Annotated in this window: 17 protein-coding genes, 1 tRNA gene and 1 pseudogene; 4 read left to right on the top strand and 15 right to left on the bottom strand. The window is 72.2% G+C overall.

Going from position 1 to position 17,476, the window contains the following annotated elements:
• The first annotated feature begins 58 nt into the window (after positions 1-58).
• A complete protein-coding gene (locus SJY06_RS08230; protein WP_380166457.1) occupies positions 59-1,777 on the top strand; it encodes a fibronectin type III domain-containing protein in 1,719 nt (572 codons plus the stop codon).
• Between the two features lie 30 nt (positions 1,778-1,807).
• Here SJY06_RS08230 and SJY06_RS08225 read toward each other — a convergent pair.
• Positions 1,808-3,405: pseudogene (locus SJY06_RS08225) on the bottom strand (amidase).
• An 89-nt stretch (positions 3,406-3,494) separates the two neighbouring features.
• Complete coding sequence (locus SJY06_RS08220) at positions 3,495-3,791, bottom strand: hypothetical protein (protein ID WP_380166455.1); 297 nt, start codon at positions 3,789-3,791, stop codon at positions 3,495-3,497.
• Positions 3,792-3,951: 160 nt separating this feature from the next.
• Between SJY06_RS08220 and SJY06_RS08215 the strand changes: the two genes are divergently transcribed.
• The gene (locus SJY06_RS08215; RefSeq protein WP_380166453.1) at positions 3,952-4,308 is read left to right on the top strand and encodes a DUF2200 domain-containing protein; all 357 of its coding nucleotides are present in this window, start codon (positions 3,952-3,954) and stop codon (positions 4,306-4,308) included.
• Positions 4,309-4,325: 17 nt separating this feature from the next.
• Here the strand turns inward: SJY06_RS08215 and SJY06_RS08210 are convergent, their stop codons facing one another.
• The 7 genes from SJY06_RS08210 to SJY06_RS08180 form a co-directional block, all read right to left on the bottom strand.
• Positions 4,326-4,925 carry a TetR/AcrR family transcriptional regulator gene (locus SJY06_RS08210; RefSeq protein ID WP_380166451.1) on the bottom strand — a complete coding sequence of 200 codons (600 nt, stop codon included), beginning with the start codon at positions 4,923-4,925 and terminating at the stop codon, positions 4,326-4,328.
• Complete coding sequence (locus tag SJY06_RS08205) at positions 4,918-5,754, bottom strand: alpha/beta fold hydrolase (protein ID WP_380166449.1); 837 nt, start codon at positions 5,752-5,754, stop codon at positions 4,918-4,920. Before SJY06_RS08205 ends, SJY06_RS08210 begins: the two co-directional genes overlap by 8 nt.
• Before the next feature lie 79 nt (positions 5,755-5,833).
• Positions 5,834-6,874, bottom strand: coding sequence for an NAD(P)-dependent alcohol dehydrogenase (locus SJY06_RS08200; protein ID WP_380166447.1), 1,041 nt, complete (start codon positions 6,872-6,874; stop codon positions 5,834-5,836).
• A complete protein-coding gene (locus SJY06_RS08195) occupies positions 6,871-7,779 on the bottom strand; it encodes a carbohydrate ABC transporter permease (RefSeq protein WP_380166445.1) in 909 nt (302 codons plus the stop codon). Before SJY06_RS08195 ends, SJY06_RS08200 begins: the two co-directional genes overlap by 4 nt.
• Positions 7,776-8,765 (bottom strand): carbohydrate ABC transporter permease, encoded by a 990-nt coding sequence (locus SJY06_RS08190; RefSeq protein ID WP_380166443.1) that lies wholly within the window; start codon positions 8,763-8,765, stop codon positions 7,776-7,778. The genes SJY06_RS08195 and SJY06_RS08190 overlap by 4 nt, the downstream gene beginning before the upstream one ends.
• A gap of 125 nt (positions 8,766-8,890) precedes the next feature.
• Positions 8,891-10,285: an ABC transporter substrate-binding protein gene (locus tag SJY06_RS08185; RefSeq protein ID WP_380166441.1), complete on the bottom strand. Its 1,395-nt coding sequence runs from the start codon at positions 10,283-10,285 to the stop codon at positions 8,891-8,893.
• A 261-nt stretch (positions 10,286-10,546) separates the two neighbouring features.
• Entirely contained in the window at positions 10,547-12,031 is a 1,485-nt protein-coding gene (locus SJY06_RS08180) for a mannitol dehydrogenase family protein (protein ID WP_380166439.1), read from the bottom strand.
• Between the two features lie 300 nt (positions 12,032-12,331).
• Here SJY06_RS08180 and SJY06_RS08175 point away from each other — a divergent pair.
• A tRNA-Arg gene (locus tag SJY06_RS08175) sits at positions 12,332-12,404 on the top strand.
• A 25-nt stretch (positions 12,405-12,429) separates the two neighbouring features.
• Here SJY06_RS08175 and SJY06_RS08170 read toward each other — a convergent pair.
• The 3 genes from SJY06_RS08170 to SJY06_RS08160 all read right to left on the bottom strand — a co-directional run bounded on the left by SJY06_RS08170 (position 12,430) and on the right by SJY06_RS08160 (position 14,049).
• On the bottom strand, positions 12,430-13,557 hold the full coding sequence (locus SJY06_RS08170) for a tyrosine-type recombinase/integrase (RefSeq protein WP_380166437.1): 1,128 nt from the start codon (positions 13,555-13,557) through the stop codon (positions 12,430-12,432).
• A 1-nt stretch (position 13,558) separates the two neighbouring features.
• Positions 13,559-13,777 (bottom strand): helix-turn-helix transcriptional regulator, encoded by a 219-nt coding sequence (locus SJY06_RS08165; protein ID WP_380166435.1) that lies wholly within the window; start codon positions 13,775-13,777, stop codon positions 13,559-13,561.
• Positions 13,778-13,923: 146 nt separating this feature from the next.
• Positions 13,924-14,049 carry a hypothetical protein gene (locus tag SJY06_RS08160; RefSeq protein ID WP_380166433.1) on the bottom strand — a complete coding sequence of 42 codons (126 nt, stop codon included), beginning with the start codon at positions 14,047-14,049 and terminating at the stop codon, positions 13,924-13,926.
• Between the two features lie 231 nt (positions 14,050-14,280).
• Between SJY06_RS08160 and SJY06_RS08155 the strand changes: the two genes are divergently transcribed.
• The gene (locus SJY06_RS08155) at positions 14,281-14,457 is read left to right on the top strand and encodes a hypothetical protein (RefSeq protein WP_380166431.1); all 177 of its coding nucleotides are present in this window, start codon (positions 14,281-14,283) and stop codon (positions 14,455-14,457) included.
• Between the two features lie 93 nt (positions 14,458-14,550).
• Here the strand turns inward: SJY06_RS08155 and SJY06_RS08150 are convergent, their stop codons facing one another.
• The 3 genes from SJY06_RS08150 to SJY06_RS08140 form a co-directional block, all read right to left on the bottom strand.
• The gene (locus SJY06_RS08150; RefSeq protein WP_380166429.1) at positions 14,551-14,775 is read right to left on the bottom strand and encodes a hypothetical protein; all 225 of its coding nucleotides are present in this window, start codon (positions 14,773-14,775) and stop codon (positions 14,551-14,553) included.
• Positions 14,776-14,850: 75 nt separating this feature from the next.
• A complete protein-coding gene (locus SJY06_RS08145; protein WP_380166427.1) occupies positions 14,851-15,654 on the bottom strand; it encodes a hypothetical protein in 804 nt (267 codons plus the stop codon).
• Between the two features lie 1,233 nt (positions 15,655-16,887).
• A complete protein-coding gene (locus tag SJY06_RS08140; protein ID WP_380166425.1) occupies positions 16,888-17,370 on the bottom strand; it encodes a hypothetical protein in 483 nt (160 codons plus the stop codon).
• Positions 17,371-17,476: the final 106 nt, after the last annotated feature.

The raw sequence follows: 17,476 nt of genomic DNA, 5'->3' as shown, positions 1-17,476 counted from the left end.
TGCCGACACAGCCTGGGCCGTGTCGGTCGTGCGCCGACGCCGTTACCCAGGAGTCCCCGTGAGCCTCGAGCCCCGCCGTCCCCGCCCCTGGTCACGACCGGTCGCCGTCGTCGCCGCCCTGCTCGTGCTCGCCCCCACGGGCGCCACGGGCGCCGCGGCCGTCACCGACCAGGCGCCGCCCTCGACCGGGCCGGCCGTCGTGCTGGCCGCCGGCACGGTGGACGAGCAGCCCGCCGCCGGTCCCGGCACCGCGACGCCGCCGGCGGACGGGCCCGAGGCGGTCGACCCGACGGGTGCACCCGAGGCGCGCCCGACACCCACCGAACCGCCGTCCGACCTGCCGACGGACACCGAGGCCGACCGACCGGGCACGGCCCCGACGGACGGGCCGACCGACGGGCCGACCGCGGCACCGACCGACGCGACCGCCACCACGACCCCCGGCGTCGGCCCGAGCAGCAACCCGACCGGCACGCCCACCGACACGACGACAGATCCGACGACCGATCCGACGACCGAGCCGACGACCGAGCCGGCCTCCGCCCCGACCGGCACGCCCGACGCCGCCACCCCGCACGCGACCGACGCCGCCGCCGAGGAGGTGCTCGCCTGCGTGAGCGACGGCCCCACCGCGGTCGAGGCCACGCTGGTGCGGCACGAGGTCGTCCAGGTCACCTGGCAAGCGCCGGTCAACCACTGCGGCCCCGAGGTGCTCGGCTACGAGGTGCAGCTCGACGGCGTGGCGGACACCGCCTTCATCTGGACCGGTGAGAACGGCTGGCAGCTGGGCGGCGTGACCGTCGGCGAGCACACCGTCACGGTGGTCGCCCTGACCGAGCTCGGTCGCAGCCAGCCCACCAGCACCACGGTCACCATGCCCGAGCCCGGGCAGACCTGGCCGGCCGCCCCGCAGGCCGTCACGCTGGTGCAGACCGGGCCCGGCCAGGTCACCCTGACCTGGGCGGCGCCCGACCGGAGCGGCACGTCCGAGGTGACCGGCTACGACGTGGGGGTCGGCCAGCGCGGCTGGGGCAACGGCTTCACGTACTCGCCCAGCACGTTCTCGGCCGTCCACGGCGACCTGCTCGTCGGGCACGAGTACCTGCTGTCCGTGGCTGCGACCAACGACGCCGGGACCGGCCCCCGGGTCGTCCTGACGGTCGAGGTCACGTCCGGGCAGCACCCGAGCGTGCCGCGGCAGGTGGCCGTGGCGCAGCGGGGCCCGGGCACCGTCGAGGTGGTGTGGGACGAGCCCGCGGACGCCGGCTCCCACCCCGTCCTCGGCTACCGGGTCGAGGTCGGCCCGGCCGGCGGCGGCCCGACCACGACGTCCTCGCGGGGCGCCGGGCGCACGCAGGCGGCGGCCGGGACCGGCGTCAGCGTGGTCGAGCGGCCGGCCGACGCCCGCCGGGCGACGATGAGCGGGCTCGCGCCGGGGGTGCACGACGTCCGGGTGAGCGCCCGCAACGCGGCCGGCAGCAGCGTGGTGGCCACCACCCGCGTCACGGTGCTCGACCAGGTCGTGGTCCCGGACGAACCGACCGGCACCCCGGTCGCCGACAACCCGGTCGCGGACCCGGCTGCCGTCGGCCCGGTCACCGCGCGGCCCGTCGGCCGGACGGACGCGACCGAGCGGGCCGGCACCCCGCGCCCGCCGGCCACCCTGGCCCGGACCGGGGCCGACGGCGGCGTGCTGGCGCTGGGTGCCCTGGTCCTGGTGGGCCTGGGGGCCGGACTGCTCGCCGGCTCGCGGCGGCGGTCGGTCAGCCGCGGCTGACCGACCGCCCCGACGGTCGCTGCTCCCGGGTCACTGCATCCGGGCGGCGACCTCGTCGGCCCGCAGCCGGCCCCGCTCGGGGCGGGCCGCGGCCGCGGTCCGGACCCCGGACGGGCGCTGGGTGTACGGCCGCCGCGGCGTCCCCAACGGGGTCGGCGCGGGGCCGTCGTCGTCCGGGTCCGCCGGGCGCAGCAGGTGCCAGTCCGTGCGGGCCTGGTAGGCCGCGGCCACGGCCAGCAGCCGGTCCTCCGCGAACGGCAGCCCGCCCAGGATGGTCCCGATGGGCACCCCGGTGCCGCTGAACCCGATCGGCAGCGCGAGCTCGGGCAGGCCGATGATGTCGAACGGCACCGGGGACGTCTGCACGACGACGTCGCACTGGGCGAACAGGTCGTCCAGCACGCGCTCCAGCAGCAGGTTCTTGGCGCGCTGGCCGGTCAGGAACTCGGTGCCGCCCAGCATCGCCCCCTGCAGCCAGCCGGTCACGGACACCCCGAGCAGGCGCAGGTCCTGTCGCATCAGCGGCAGGAACGGCTCGGTCCGCTCCGGCAGCCGGACGTTGTTGAACGCGCCGCCGGTCAGCAGGTCCCACTCCTCGGGCAGGGTGACGTCGACGACGTCGACGTTGGACATGTCGGCCAGGGTGTCCAGGAACGCGCCGCGGGCGGCGGCGGTCTCGCTCGTGCCCGACGTGTAGCCCGGGATGACCCCGACCCGCGTGGCCCAGCGAACCCGTCGGACCTGGCTGACCGGCGTGGCGGCCCGCACCAGGTCCGGGACGGGCGGCAGGCCCTGGGTGCGGGGGTCCTGCGGGTCCTCCCCCGCCATGGTCTGCAGCATGATCGCCGCGTCCATGGCGTCGCGGGCCAGCGGACCGGGGTGGTCCCGGGTGTAGGTCAGCGGGACGATGCCGTACAGCGACACCCGACCCATCGTCGGCTTGAGGCCGGTCAGGTTCTGGGCGTTGGACGGTGCGGTGATCGAGCCGCCGGTCTGGGTGCCGATGCTGGAGGTCGCCATGCGGCCGGCCACGGCCGTCGCGGAGCCGGTCGACGAGCCGCCCGGGTTGGTCGCCGCGTTGTTCGGCGTCCACGCGTTGACGGTGGTGACGACGCCGGCCGGGTCGTGGCCCGGGTGGTGGCCAGCGGCCCCATCTGGGTCTTGCCGAGCACCACCGCCCCCGCCGCGAGGAGCTTCGCCACCGCGGTGGCGTCGAACTCGGGCACGAAGCCCTCGAAGGCGAACGAGTTGACCGACGTCTCGATCCCGGCGGTGTAGTAGTTGTCCTTGATCGCCAGCGGCACGCCGTGCAGCAGCGGGGCGTTCCGGGGCGGCGTGCCCAGCGACCGCGCCCGGGCGAGCGCCGCGTCGGCCAGGACCCGGTTCCAGGCCTGGTAGGTGTCGTCGAAGGCCCCGATCCGGTCCAGGTAGGCCTCGACCAGCCGTTCCGGGGCCAGGCGGCCCCGTCGGATCAGCGTCGCGGCCTCGGCGATGGTGAGCTCGGTGATGTCGTCGAGCGCCTCGGTCCGGACGGTCCCCGGGACCGCGCTGACGGTGGGGGCCGGGGCGGCGTGGGCGACGGCCGGTAGGGCCACCGACGACGCCCCCACCGCGGCCAGCACGCTCATCCGGGTCAGGAACGAGCGGCGGTCCACGAACCGGTCGGTGGGCTGGTCGTCGTCGAAGCCGGCCACCGGGCGGCCGACGGTGGGCGCGCTCACCGCTCGGTCCAGGCGGTCGCGACGGACGGGTACAGCAGCGGCGCCGGGCCCTGCTGCGACAACCGGGGGTCGAGGCTGCCGCCCGGGCCGGGCACGGTGTAGGCGCTGAGGGTGGTGACCGTGCCGCGGACGAACGATCGCAGGCTCGCCAGCACGGACAGCCGTCCGGGGCTGCCCGTCACGGGGTCGGCGGTCGTGCCCTCGGGCAGCTGGGTCAGGTCGATGCCCATGGACGCCAGGCGCGCCAGGATCAGGGTGTCGAGCTCGGCGTCGGTGGGCGGGGTGGGTGCCACAGGGGTCCTCCGTGAGGTCAGGGGCGGGGTCCCTGATCCAAGCGCCGTGACGTGTCGTGGCTGTTTCGCCCGGCGACCGATGTGGTTACACCGCACCGGCCCCACGACCACGACCACGAAGCCTCTGCCGGCCGGGCGGGCGGCTGGCTAGCCTGGTCGGGTGCACCGCATCTTCACCACCCCCGTCGCCTCCGTGTACCCGCTGTACCTGGCCAAGCTGGAGCGCAAGGGGCGGACCCGGGCCGAGCTCGACGAGGTGATCGGGTGGCTGACCGGGTTCGACGCCGACGCGCTGGCGCGGCACCTGCAGACGGGCTCGACCTTCGAGCAGTTCTTCGCCGAGGCCCGCCTCAACCCCGACGTGTCGCTGATCACGGGGTCGGTCTGCGGGGTGCGGGTGCAGGAGGTCGAGGACCCGCTGATGCAGCGCATCCGGTTCCTCGACAAGCTGGTGGACGAGCTCGCCAAGGGACGACCGATGGCCAAGGTGCTGCGCCGCAGCCCCGCCGCCCGCTGAGCCGGGACCGGCGGTCCCTAACGGGCGTCGGGCCCCGGCGACGACTCGGGCGCCCCGGCCGCCCGCAGCCCCGCGTCCACCCGGTCGACCAGCCAGCGGAAGCTCTCGTCGACGTCGGTCTCCAGCCGGAACCCGCCCGCGGCCTCGATGGTGGCGAAGCCGTGCACCGCGCTGCGCAGCAGCCGCAACGCGTGGACCTCCTGCCCCGGGTCCAGCCGGTAGCCCCGCAGCACGGCCGTGAGCACGCCCAGCAGCCGGGCCGCCGCGGCCGCCAGCGGGTCGTCGGGCCCGCCGGCCCGGGCGTCGTTGCCCACCGCGTACCGGCCCGGGTGGTCCTTGACGTAGGCCCGCAGCGCCTGGGCGGCCGCGGCCAGGGCGTCGTAGCCGGAGCAGCCCTGGATGGCGGCGCCGATCGCGTCGCCCACCTCGGTCATCCCCAGCACGGCCACCCGGTGGGTCAGGTCGGCCAGGCCGTCGACGTGCTTGTACAGCGAGGGCGGCCGGACGCCGAGCCGCTCGGCGAGCAGGCCCATGCTGAGTCCGGCGACGCCGACCTCGTCGACCAGCTCGGCGCCGGCCACGGTCACCACGGCCGGGGTCAGCCCGGCCCTAGGCACGCGGGGCCGTCCGGGCCAGGAACGGCAGCACCGAGGCCAGCACCTGCTCGGGCGCCTCGGTGTGCGGGTAGTGGCCCACGCCGTCGAGCACGACCAGCTCACCCAGACCCGCCGGCAGGTCGGCGAGGACCTTCTCGCCCTCGGCCCGGGGATCGGCCCAGTCGGGGTCGGCGTCACCCATCACGACCAGCACGGGGCAGCGGACGTCGGCCAGCCGGGCGCCGGCGTCACCCGGGCCGGAGCTACCCATGGCCTGCACGACCGCCATCCGCCCCGGTTCGGCCAGCCGGGCCCGGGTGCGGGCGAGCTCGGCGTCCCAGTCCGCGGGCTTGGTCGGCACCGCCAGGTCCAGGTAGCGGGTCCAGGCGGGGACGCTGCCCCGCAGGCCCGCCTGCAGCAGCCGCGCCATCCCCGACCGGTACCGGGGCACCCGCAGCAGCCCGCGCAGCGAGACCGTCTGCGCCCGGGTGAACGGGGCCAGCTCGACCACGCCGGCGACCAGGTCGGGGGCCGAGGCGGCGGCGACGGTCACGGCGCCGCCGCTGATGGAGTGCCCGACGAGGACGGCAGGGCCGCCCAGGTGCCGCACCACGGCCAGCAGGTCGCCGGCGATGTCCGTACGGCTGTAGCCGTCCCAGCCCAGGCTGGACTCCCCGCTGCCCCGGACGTCGACCGCGGCGACCCGGTACCCGGCCGCGACCAGGGCCGGGACGACGGAGCGGTAGGCGTGCCGGCTGTCGCCCATGCCGTGCGCCAGCACGACGAGGGGGCCTTCGCCGGCCAGGTCGAACGCGATGGTGCCCTCGGCGACGTCCAGGTGCTGGGTCATGAGGTCCTCCGACCATTGGCTAATGTTGTTAGCCATAGGCTAAGTCTATTAGCCAGATTGGTCAAGGGGCGGTCGAGGGTCAGGCGGCGGGCTCGACGACGACCTTGAGGGTGCCGGGGTCCAGGTCGGCGTCGAGCGCGGCGCCGACGTCGGCCAGGCCGTGGCGACCGGTCACCAGGCAGTCCAGGTCCACCTGGCCGGAGGCGACCAGGTGGGCCGCCAGCGGCCACGTGCCGGTGTAGCGGAAGACGCCGGTGACGACGAGCTCTCGGTCCTGGATGGTGGCCACCGGCAGCGAGACGTCGGCGTCACCCAGGCCGACGACGACCGCGGTACCCGCCGGACGCAGCGACCGGATGCCGGCCCTGACCGCGGCCGCGACCCCGCTGGCGTCCACGAACGCGTCGACCCCCAGGTCCAGACCGACCAGGTCGTCGGACACGGGGTCCACCGTGGCGGTCGCACCGAGCCGCAGGGCCCGCTCACGCCGCTCCGGCACCGGGTCGGAGACGATCACCTCGGCCGCCCCGAAGGCGCGGGCGACCTGCGCGACGATGACCCCGATCGGTCCGGCCCCGGCGACCAGGACCCGGTCCCCCGGTACCGTGCCGGCCCGGCGCAGGGCGGCGATGCCGACCGACAGCGGCTCCAGCAGCGCACCGGCGTCGTCCGACAGCGCCTCCGGCAGCCGGTGCGCGAACACGTCCGGCACCAGCACGTACTCCGCGAAGGCCCCGTCCACCGGCGGGGTGGCGAAGAAGCGCATGTCGGCGCACAGGTTGTAGCGCCCGGCCAGGCAGGCGGGGCAGGTGTGGCAGGGCCGCTGCGGCTCGACCGACACCCGCTCCCCCAGCCGCGCGGCGGGCACCCCCTCGCCCACGGCGACCACGCGGCCGGACACCTCGTGGCCCAGCACGAGGGGCGGCTGCACCACGTAGTCCCCGATCCGCATGTGGCGCCAGTAGTGCACGTCGGAGCCGCACACCCCGACCGAGGCGACCTGCACCAGCACCTCGCCCGGGGGCACCGCGGGCACGTCCCGCTCCCGCACCTCGACGTGCCCCGCGCCGAGCAGGACGCTGACCCGCATCCGCTCCGGCGACGTGGGGCCGTGGGTCACTTGACCGCCCCGAGGGACAGGCCCTGCACGAGCTTGTCCTGGGCCGCGAAACCGGCGATCAGCACCGGCAGCGAGATCATGAACGCCGCGGCGCACAGCTGGGCCAGGAACAGGCCCTGGCTCGTGGCGAACCCGGTCAGGTAGACCGGTGCCGTCCCCGCCACCACCGAGGTCAGCGTGCGGGCGAGCAGCAGCTCGTTCCAGCTGAAGATGAAGCAGATCAGCGCCGTCGCCGCGATGCCCGGCAGCGCCACCGGCGCGACCACCCGTCGCAGGATGGTGATGAGCCCGGCCCCGTCCAGCTGGGCGGCCTCGAGCATCTCCACCGGCACCTCGGCCAGGAACGAGCGCATCATCCAGATCGCGATCGGCAGGTTCATGGTCGTGTAGAGCAGGGTGAGCAGGCTGATGTTGTCCAGCAGCCCCGTGATCCGGGCGAACAGGAACAGCGGCAGCAGGCCCGCCACGATGGGCAGGAACTTGGTCGACAGCAGGAAGAAGAGGACGTCGGTCCAGCGCTTGACCGGCTTGATCGACAGTGCGTACGCGGCCGGGATGGCCAGCAGCAGGACGAGGACCGTCGAACCCACCGACGCGGTCATGGAGTTGATGAGCGGCGGCCACGGGTTGCCACCGCCGGTGATGCCGAAGAAGTTCCGGTAGCCGTCCAGGGTCAGGGGCGCGAACAGCGACGGCGGGTTGGTGGCCGCGTCGACCTCGGAGTGGAACGAGGTGAGCACCATCCACAGCACGGGGGTGACGAACAGCAGTCCCACCACCCAGGCGCAGATGCCCCACAGCGGGTTCCCGCGGCGCTTGGCGCGCGGACGCGGGGCCTGCTTGAACGAGGTCGCGGCGACCGCGGGGTTGGTCGACGTGGACGTGGGTTCGCTGACTGCGCTCATCGGTGGTTCTCCTCGTCGAACAGGGACGACACGACGCGCAGCGCGAACGTGGCGATGATGATCGTGCCGATGACGACGACGACGCCCTGGGCCGACGCCAGGCCGTAGTCCTGCCGCTGGAAGAAGGTCGCGTAGATCGTGTACGGCAGGTTGGCCGTGCCGAGCGCACCGGCGGTCATGATGAACACGGCGTCGAAGTTCTGGACGATGTAGATCGCCCCGAGCAGCCCGCCCAGCTCCAGGTAGCGGCGCAGGTGCGGGAACGTCAGGTGGCGGAAGATCTGCAGCGCGTTCGCGCCGTCGACGCGGGCGGCCTCGACCACGTCCATCGGCCGCGACTGCAGCCCGGCCAGGATGATCAGCATCATGAACGGCGTCCACTGCCAGATCAGCGCCATCTCGATGCTGAGCAGCGGGTACTGCGTCAGCCAGGCGACCTGCGGCGGGTTGCTCGACCCGAACAGGCTCCAGACCCAGGTCAGCACGCCGTTGAACAGGCCGAAGGACGGGTTGAGCAGGGCGTGCTTCCACAGCAGCGCCGCCGCGACGGGCACGACCAGGAACGGCGCGATCATCATGGTCCGGACCAGGCCGCGACCGAGGAACTGCCGGTCGAGCAGCAGCGCGATCAGGGTGCCCAGCACCAGGCTGACGCCGACCACCACGACGGTCAGGACGACCGTGGTCACGACGGCGCCGCGGGTGGCGGAGTTGCTGAAGACGGCGACGTAGTTGTCGAACCCGGCGAAGCCGCGTTGGTCGGGGCGCAGCGCGTTCCAGTCCATGAACGACACGACGATGGTGGTGAGGAACGGCAGCTGGGTGGCGACGATGACCAGCACCAGGGCGGGCAGCAGCGGCAGGCGACGGCGTCGGGCCTCGCGCCTGCTGCGGGCGGCCTCGCCCTGCGGCGCCTGGTAGGTCTTGCGCTGCCGCGGGGTCAGGTCCTCGGCGTGGTGGGTGGTGCTGGCCTCGGTCGAGCTCATGGCACTCCTTCGTGACGGGTTCCCCGCCGCCGCCGCCCGTGGGGGCGGCGACGGCGGGGGGCGGGACGAGGCCGGCGAGGGGGTCAGCCCTCGGCGGGGTGGAGCGGGTGGGGTGCGGGTGGTGCCTAGCCCTTGTTCGCGTCGCCGGCCGCCTGCGCCAGCTCCTGCCCTGCGTCGAGGGCCTCCTGCACGGTGGTCTGCCCGGCGATGGCCGCACTGACCTGGAGCGAGACCTCGGTCGCCATGCCCGCGAACTCCGGCACGGCGACGAACTGGATGCCCGGGGCCGGTCGGGGCTGCACGCCCGGGTCGAGCGGGTCGGCCGAGCTGATGGCCTGCTCGGTCGCCTCGTAGAACGCCGCGGCGGCCTCCTGGTACTCGGGGTTCTCGTAGGTGGAGGTGCGCTTGCCGGCGGGCACGTTCGCCCAGCCGATCTCCTCCGCGACGAGCTCCTCGTACTCCTGCGAGGACGCCCACGACACGAACTCCCAGGCCGCGTCCTTGTTGGTGGACGCCTCCTGGATGCCCCAGGCCCAGCTGTAGAGCCAGCCGGAGGAGTCGGTCTCCTTGACGGGGGCGGGCGCGTAGCCGATGAGGCCCTTGACGGGCGAGTCCTCGGCCTCGAGCGAGCCCGCGGCCGACGTGGCGTCGTACCACATGGCCGTGCCGCCCTGCGTCATCGCGTTGAGGCACTCGGTGAAGCCGGAGTTGGCCGCGCCGGGCTGGCCGTGCTCGGTGACGAGGTCGACGTAGAACTGGGTGGCCTCGACGAACTCCGGCGAGTTGACCTGCGCGTCGAAGTTCTCGTCGAACCAGGTCCCGCCGAAGGTGTTGACCACGGTGGTCAGCGGCGCGAAGACCTGGCCCCAGCCGGGCAGGCCGCGCAGGCAGATGCCGTCCATGCCGTCCTGGACGCCGTCGGTGGCCTCGGCCAGCTCGGCGACCTCGTCCCACGTCGGGTTCTCGGGCATCGTCACCCCCGCCTCCTCGAAGACGTCGGTGCGGTACATGAGGAACGAGGACTCGCCGTAGAACGGCTGGCCGTAGAGCGACCCGTCCTCGCCCCGCAGGCCGTCGGCGATCGGGGCCAGGATGTCGTCCTGGTTGAACTCCTCGTCCGCGGCGACGTACTCGTCGAGGTTGGTGAGCCAGCCGTTGGTCGAGAAGAACGGCACCTCGTAGTTGGAGATCGTGGCCACGTCGTACTGGCCGGCCTGGGCCGAGAAGTCGGTGGCGATCGAGTCGCGGACGTCGTTCTCGGGCAGGACCGTGAAGTTGACGGTGATGCCGGTGTCGGCGGTGAAGTTGTCCGCCGTCAGGGTCTGCAGGTCTTCCATCTGGGGGTTGTTGACCATGATCACCGAGATCTCGCCCCCGGCGGCGCTGTCCCCGCTGGCGTCGCCGCCGGCGGCGTCGCCCCCGCTGGAGCTGCCCCCGCCGGCTCCGGCGCAGCCGGCGAGCGCGACGGCGAGCCCGGCCACGAACGCGACGGATGTGACTGCACGTCGACGTGCTGCCATGCGTGTTCCTCTTTCTCGTCGGGGGCGCCGACCCGGTGGCCGGCGCCGTTCCTGTGCGGCCTGCCCACGAACGCTCTCGCTCGGTTGAGACCTCTTGCTGCTCAGATGTGCACTCCATTCCTAGGTGGGCGACCAGGTGCTGTCAAGGGTGTGCGAACGGCTGGTATGGAGTCGTTATGCACCCTGACCTGCGGTGTCACAGCTACCTGGCGTCGCCTGTGACCGGCCGCCCGGGTCGGGAGGCCGGTGTCTCGGGGACGCCTAGGCGTCGCTGCCGACGAGCTTCTCCAGGGTCGTCCGAGCACCCTCGGCCCGCAGCGAGGCCAGGGCGTCGGCGTAGGCCGTCGTGAACCGCGCGTCGTCGACCAGGTCACCGAACAGGTCGCGGTCTCGCAGCAGGGCCAGCGGGTCCTCGCCCTGCCGGGCGGCGGCCGCCATGACGCGGTCCCGCAGCCGGTCCACGACCTCGATGGGCTCGCCCTGCTCGTCGACGCCCTCCGCGTAGCGGGCCCAGGAGGCGACCACCAGCGCGCTGCGAGCGATCTCGCCCCCGGTCCGCAGGTTCTCGCGGATCACGGGGACCAGCCACTTCGGGATCCGGTCGGAGCTCTCCGCGCAGAGCCGGGCCAGGGTGTCCCGCACCTCCGGGTTGGCGAACCGCTCGATGAGGCCGTGGCGGTAGGCGTCCAGGTCGACCCCGGGCACGGCCGGCAGGGTCGGGCTGCCCTCGTGCGTCATGTAGCCGAGCAGGAAGCGTCGGAAGAGCGGGTCGGCGCAGACCTCGTGGGCGTAGCGGTAGCCGACCAGGTGGCCCAGGTAGGCCAGCGCCTGGTGGCTGGCGTTCAGCAGGCGCAGCTTCATCAGCTCGTACGGCTCGACGTCGTCCACCAGCTGCACCCCGACGTCGGCCAGGGGCGGTCGACCGAGGGCGAACGCGTCCTCGACGACCCACTGGGTGAACGGCTCGCACACCACCGGCCAGCCGTCGACGAGGCCGAACTGCTCCTCGAGCTGCTCGACGTCGGCCGGCGACGTGACGGGGGTGATGCGGTCGACCATCGAGCTGGGGAACGCGACCTCGGCCAGGATCCAGTCGGCCAGGTCGGGGTCGACCAGCCGGGCGAAGGCGCTGAGCATGCGCCGGGTGACGTCGCCGTTGCCCGGGATGTTGTCGCACGACAGCACCGTGAACGGGGCCGTGCCCTCGGCCCGCCGCCGGGCCAGCGCCGCGACGACGAAGCCGAACGCGGTCGACGGGGTGGCCCCGGGGACCAGGTCGGCGGCGATGGACGGGTCGTCGGCGTCGAACTCCCCCGTGACCTGGTTGACCAGGTACCCGCCCTCGGTGATGGTCAGCGACACGATGCGCACCGCCGGGTCGGCCATCTGGTCGAGCACGGCCCGCGGGTCGTCGGGGGCGAGCAGGGCCCGGGCCACGGAGCCGACGACGCGGGGCTCACGGTGCCCGTCGGGGTGCTTGACGACCAGGGTGTACAGACCGTCCTGCTGCTGCAGCGTCTCGATGATGCGCCGGTCGTGGGCCAGCACCCCCACCCCACACAGCGCCCAGTCCAGGGCCTGACCCTGCTCCATGAGCGCGTCGAGGTACATGGCCTGGTGCGCGCGGTGGAAGCCACCGACCCCCAGGTGAACGATGCCCACCCGCAGGGCGGAGCGGTCGTAGGTGGGGACGGGGACCCGCTCGGCGATGGTGGCGAGCGCGTCCTGCCGGAGCTCGACGGTCACGACCGGCCTCGCCCTCGGCCCGGGCGGGGTGCTGCGGGTGCGGGCATGTCGTTCCCCTCGATGGACGCCTGCGGCCACGGTGTCGCTCATCTGAGCGCAACCTGTCTACGAACGAGCCTAGGGATGGTTCTCGTCGTGGTCAAGAGGGCGCCCCGCTGCTCACATGAGCGCGTTGGAGCCGTCGGATCCACCCGCGACGGGTCGGCTCGAACGACTACCGTCGTCCCCGGAGACACCGGACGTCGTCGGACCATCCCTGCCCGTGCCGACGGATGACCCGACGCTCGCCCTGTCCTCTGCGCCCCCGTAGCTCAATGGATAGAGCAACGGCCTTCTAATCCGTAGGTTGCTGGTTCGAGTCCAGCCGGGGGCACCGGGTTAACCTGCAGGTCAGAGGCCTACAGGCCCTGCGGCTGCGGGGGGCGAGAGGCCACTGAAGCGGGGTTTGGCCTCAATCTGGCCTCACCTGTGGTGTAGGCCACGTGCAGGACGCGAGCGACCTCGTCTAGGTCGTCGGCGAACAGACCGGCGTACACGTCCAGGGTCATGGCCGCAGAGGCGTGACCGAGCATGCGCTGAACTGCCTTGACGTTAGCGCCGGCGGCGATGGCGAGGGACGCCGCGGTGTGGCGTAGCTCGTGCGGGGTCAGCCCGTCCAGCCCAACCTCGCGGGCGGCCCGGTCGAACACCTGCGTTCGGAAGTTCCGGTTACGGAGGACAGCGCCAGCGCGGCTGGTGAACGCGAGGTCGTCGGGGGTCCGCCCAGCCACCCGTGGGCGCAGCGGCTCGACCAAGAACGCTGGCAACGGCACGGAGCGTCGCTGGTGGTTCTTCGGAGTGCCGAAGACTGCGCGACCACGGATTTCTGTCATCGACCGTGCGACGTGGACGCGGCGGCGTTCCAGGTCGACGTCCCGGACTCGCAACGCAGCGAGCTCCCCCCAGCGCAGACCGGTGAACGCCAGGACGAGCACCACGGCGTCGAAGGGCTCTCCCACCGCAGCGGCCAACTCACGGATCTGGCCATGGCTGAGGAACCGCTTCTCGCTCACCCCCACCCGGGGGAGTCGGACCCCGGCGGCGACGTTGCGCGGCAGCCGCCCATCACGAACGGCGGAGCTCAGCATGAGGGACAAGACGCGGTGCGCGTGACGCACCGACGAGGGTGACAACCCCGCTCGGCTCAGCCCCGCCACCCAGTCGGCTACGGCGGAGTGGGCGATGTCGCTCAACCGGATGTCGCGCCAGGTGGGGAGAACCTGATTCTCCAGCAGCCCCTCGTAGCGGAGCGCGGTAGACGGCTTCAGTTGGGACTGACGCGTCAACCAGCTCCGGGACCACTCCCCCAGCGTGATGTTGCCCAGCGCCGGGTCGAGCCACTCGCCACGGCCCATGGCGACGTCCATGGAGGCCAACCAGCGCTGCGCGTCGATCTTGCGGGTGAAGTCACGGGACCGCTGCTTACCGGACGGGTCTCGGTACCGGGCACGCCATCGGCCGTTCTTGCGTCGCGAGACGCTGCCCATGTCAGGCCACCTGATCCGCCAGCCACGCCTCCACGTCGGCCTGGCGGTATCGCAGGTGCTTGCCGAGCCGGTACGCCTTTGGGCCGGTGCCATTGTGCCGCCACTGGTACAGCGTGGCCACAGGAACCCCCAGGAAGGCCGACACGTCAGTGACGCGCCACAAGGGTGCCGCCTCGACGCTGGCCGCCGAGACGGGTTCTGACATCTTCACATCGGGCATGCCGCACCTCCGGTGTCAGGGTGGCGTCGTTGTCTTGTCTGCCTCCAGCCGCGGTCGGCAGCCACTCACACTCAAGGAGGGAGACCGAAGCGTCCTGATGGTCAACTACAGGTGAAGTAGCGGCGGCGGGCTCGTCGGCGGCCAGCTCACGGAGCGCGGCGAACGCAGGCGGCGTGGAGCTTCTCGCTGATCTCGCCCCAGGACTTCGGGGTGGTCTTGCCGGTCAAGGTGGTGCTCGGCCACCGGTCGGTGAAGAGGCGCGTGACGGTCACGGGGATGTCCTACTCAAGGCCTGCCCTGCGGGGCGCCGCGTCATGAGCGCCCAGCCGACGTGCCGCCGTTCACTGACTCCGACTGGCTGGGCAACCGTCTTCGCGTCCATGGAGCGACCATCGGCCTCACGTGTCAGCCAGGTCTGCGTGCAGACAACCGCTGTCCGATGCGCCGTTTAGCGTGCCCAGGCATGGTCGGCGATCGTCGTCGGCCGGTGAGAGGAGCCTTCGATGGAGATGTGGTCCGTGGCGTCCGACAGCCTCAACGAGGCAAGGCGCGCCGCTGGAGGTGAGCCCACCGCCGACCAGCTGCTTCAAATCGCCCAGATCGAGGCGCTGCTGGCGATCGCTCAGAACCTCTCGGAGATCCACCACGAGGGGATCAACCCTGAGTTCCGGGCCGACTGAATCCCGCCCGGCGACTCGTGAGGACACCTGCCCGGCACCCACGAGGGGCCCCTACCGACGGTAGGGGCCCCTCGTGGGTACTGCGAGAACTGGTCAGACGGCGACGGTGCCGACGTCCTCGAGGAAGTACCTGGAGTGCGAGCGTCGGAGTGCGTTCTCGTCCTTGGCGCTGATCACGACGACCTCGTAGTTGGAGTCGAAGTCGCAGGACTCCTCGGCACCGAACCGGGCGTACATCGCCTCGACGGGGCTTGCGAACTCCTCCAGACGGTCGACGTGACCGCAGGGACGGTTGTAGACGATCAGGAAGTTGGTCATGTGGTGGGCTCCTCCTGTTGAACCCGGAACACTACCTCGGGCGTGCCGCCTGTGGTCAGTCGGGTGGGTCACGGTTCAGATCTCCTCGACGCGCTTCGTCACCGACTTGAGGATCTTGAGCAGGTCCTCAGCCTCGGCGGCTGCGCTAGACCCTGTCTCGTCGCTCACGATGCGTAGCCCCGTTGCTGGATCAACACGGGCGGAGGCCCAGTCGTTCCCGATCCCCTCCAGCTCAGCGATGCGTTCGCTCTGCCGGGTCAGCGACGCGATCAACCCAGCCTCGACGGATCCGGGCGCAACCCGCTCGACGGGGTCGTCCGCGGAGCCGGCCAGCGACTCGTCTGCGTACCGGATCGATCGTCCGAGGCGGTCAGCGACCCGTTCGTACAGGTTGGCCCAGGCGTGCTGCAGCGACGTCCGGATCTGAATCTCACAGGCCAGTCCGTCCACCTTGACGATGACGTGGACGGCACGGTAGCCGCGTATGGGCATCTCGCGCCGGTCGATCACCCGTCCTCCGAGGCGCTGCACCAGCTGTTCAGAGACGATGTCCTGCCCGTCCAGCGTCATCGAGCCGTCGATGCGCACTCCTGCGACGTCCTGGATGCGGGAGAGCGGAGAGCCCGGCTGACGACGCAACTTGTCTACAAGCGTGCCTCGGGTCTTGACCCGTGAGGTCACGTTCAGGTCAGATCCGTGACCGGCGAGTACTTCCGCCCACGACACCGTCTCGATGACTCCCACGACATCGGCCCGGACCCGATCGTAGGCAATCAGACACTGATTCCAAGCTCGCAGATCCTCGACGGAGGCCTCGCCTGCGATGAGACGCTTTCCGATCCGGTCCACCTCGCCCTTGGCGATCGGCAGCGCATGCATCGTGCGGACGTTACGGCAGACCCTCAGGCCTCGTCCCGCTGCTTCGGTGTCGCCGACGGGCGGCCGTCAGCGGTTTAGCGGCGTGATGTCGGACCGTGATCGAGTTCCGTCGTGTCGAGATCGCCGACCACCAGTCGCCTGGAGGAACCCGCGGCGCATGTTGCGCAGCCCGCTCACTGGCAGGGCCGGTTCGGCGCTGGCACGGTCAAGATCGCCCGTCGACGCATGGCCCCGATCTGGCACCTGGCTACCTGGCCCACCCTGGCTCAGGGAGTGGGAGCACGGTCTGGACGTGGACGTCGATGAAGCGCCTACCCGCGGGTAGCGTCTTCTCGTCTGCGCCTGCCCCCGTTCGGCCGCTGAGATCGAGACCGGACGTGGCTAACAATGCAACTGCGCCTACGGTCACCGAGGCCTCAATCGCCGCACCTATTCGAGCTGCTAGCGGGGGTTGGTTTGCGGGAGCGGGTGCGTACGCGATGGCGCGGTGGGCGTGGATGTCCCATCGGACCAGCGCCGCGTGCAGGCGTCCGGCATCGTTGATGGGGGGTTGGTGTTCACCCTCTGCTGCGGTGACGAAGCGGCGTCCGACGTAGGCACCGGCCAGGCGCTCGAAGACCTCGAGCCGTCTCAGGGCTTCGGTGCCCCGTGGCACGGCGCGGGTCTCCCTGAGGTTGCGGGAGCCGTGGGTGCGGCGTAGCTCGTCCTGCACGTTCTGCCGCACGGCGAGCCCGGTGCCGTGGCTGGCCACGTGCAGGGTGTGGATGACCCGGGTCCGCGCCGCCAAGACGTCCGCGCGGACGACGGGCAGCAGCCCGGGCCTCGGGGGCTGCGTGTGGAATCGATCCACGAGGGCTGCGGCTCTGGTGAAGGTCTCCGCGATGCATAGCAGGCGCTCGTCGGCAGGCCCGTCCCCGGGCCAGCCCACCGTGAGTTGACGGCGGTGCATACGTTGGGCGTGCGCCTGCAGACGGGTCAAGATCTCGGCGTCTGCTCGTCCCTGGGCGTCAAGGGTCGGGGCCGGCAGGCTCCGCCACAGCTCGGCTGCTGCTTGAACTGTCTCGCCCCAGGTCCGGAGTAGTGCGGCGGCCTGGTCGCCATCGAGGTCGAGCAAGAGGTCGCGGGCGAGGTGGTCCGCGTCTCGTAGCAACTCGCCGACGCTGCGACGGTCATGGGCCCAGACGACGTGTGGGTCGTCGCCGAGATCCGGCGGGTACGGCCGCCCCGCCGGCGTCACGGTTGTCTTCCGAAGCGGCCTGCCTGGTCCGTTATCCGGAGGGCGGTGGCTTCGGTGAGGAGGTCGCAGATCCGGACCACGAGTCCAGACATGCCGGCGGGGAACGCGTCGATGGGCAGTGAGCGAGTCAGGAACTCCGCCGCAGTGAGGGTGTCGAGGGCCCCGGCGGGGACGTATTCGGGTCCGTAGTCGTCGACGGGTGGCTGCGCCATGAGGTTGGCCGCCTCGCAGGCGGCGAGCTCCGCCCCGAGGGCGAGCGGGTGCCCGGCCGAGGAGAGACCTTCCGCCTGCGCCTGCAGGCGCACCTGTTCGGCGGCGTCCTGCAGGAGCCATCGCAGCTGCGCCAACACGACCGTCGCCTCTGGATCCACGCCATCCGATGGCGCGAGCGGCGACGGTTCGAGACCAGGCACGGCCCGGTCGCCGAGTGAGCCAGCCAGCACGAGGGGTCCGTCAAGACCGACATCGTCACCGTCCATTCGGTTCTCCTTCCGCGCTCGCCTGCCTGACTGCTGGCCTAACGGCTTGTGTCCGCTCCCGGATCGGGTCCCTTGGGGACCGGTGGCCCCTCGCGAGGCCCCCTGT

Source organism: Jannaschia sp. R86511, assembly GCF_042466345.1.
Classification (GTDB): Bacteria; Actinomycetota; Actinomycetes; order Actinomycetales; family JBBAYJ01; genus Aquipuribacter.
Note: the sequence above shows the minus strand (reverse complement) of the source record. Positions and strands in the feature narration are given on the sequence as shown.

What these genes read in the sequence shown, in the direction of transcription:
- SJY06_RS08150 (WP_380166429.1), bottom strand. Translation starts at nt 14,775, where the DNA reads ATGACCAACTTCCTGATCGTCTACAACCGTCCCTGCGGTCACGTCGAC.
- SJY06_RS08140 (WP_380166425.1), bottom strand. Translation starts at nt 17,370, where the DNA reads ATGGACGGTGACGATGTCGGTCTTGACGGACCCCTCGTGCTGGCTGGC.
- SJY06_RS08195 (WP_380166445.1), bottom strand. Translation starts at nt 7,779, where the DNA reads ATGAGCGCAGTCAGCGAACCCACGTCCACGTCGACCAACCCCGCGGTC.
- SJY06_RS08185 (WP_380166441.1), bottom strand. Translation starts at nt 10,285, where the DNA reads ATGGCAGCACGTCGACGTGCAGTCACATCCGTCGCGTTCGTGGCCGGG.
- SJY06_RS08205 (WP_380166449.1), bottom strand. Translation starts at nt 5,754, where the DNA reads ATGACCCAGCACCTGGACGTCGCCGAGGGCACCATCGCGTTCGACCTG.
- SJY06_RS08145 (WP_380166427.1), bottom strand. Translation starts at nt 15,654, where the DNA reads ATGCATGCGCTGCCGATCGCCAAGGGCGAGGTGGACCGGATCGGAAAG.
- SJY06_RS08165 (WP_380166435.1), bottom strand. Translation starts at nt 13,777, where the DNA reads ATGCCCGATGTGAAGATGTCAGAACCCGTCTCGGCGGCCAGCGTCGAG.
- SJY06_RS08190 (WP_380166443.1), bottom strand. Translation starts at nt 8,765, where the DNA reads ATGAGCTCGACCGAGGCCAGCACCACCCACCACGCCGAGGACCTGACC.
- SJY06_RS08170 (WP_380166437.1), bottom strand. Translation starts at nt 13,557, where the DNA reads ATGGGCAGCGTCTCGCGACGCAAGAACGGCCGATGGCGTGCCCGGTAC.
- SJY06_RS08155 (WP_380166431.1), top strand. Translation starts at nt 14,281, where the DNA reads ATGGAGATGTGGTCCGTGGCGTCCGACAGCCTCAACGAGGCAAGGCGC.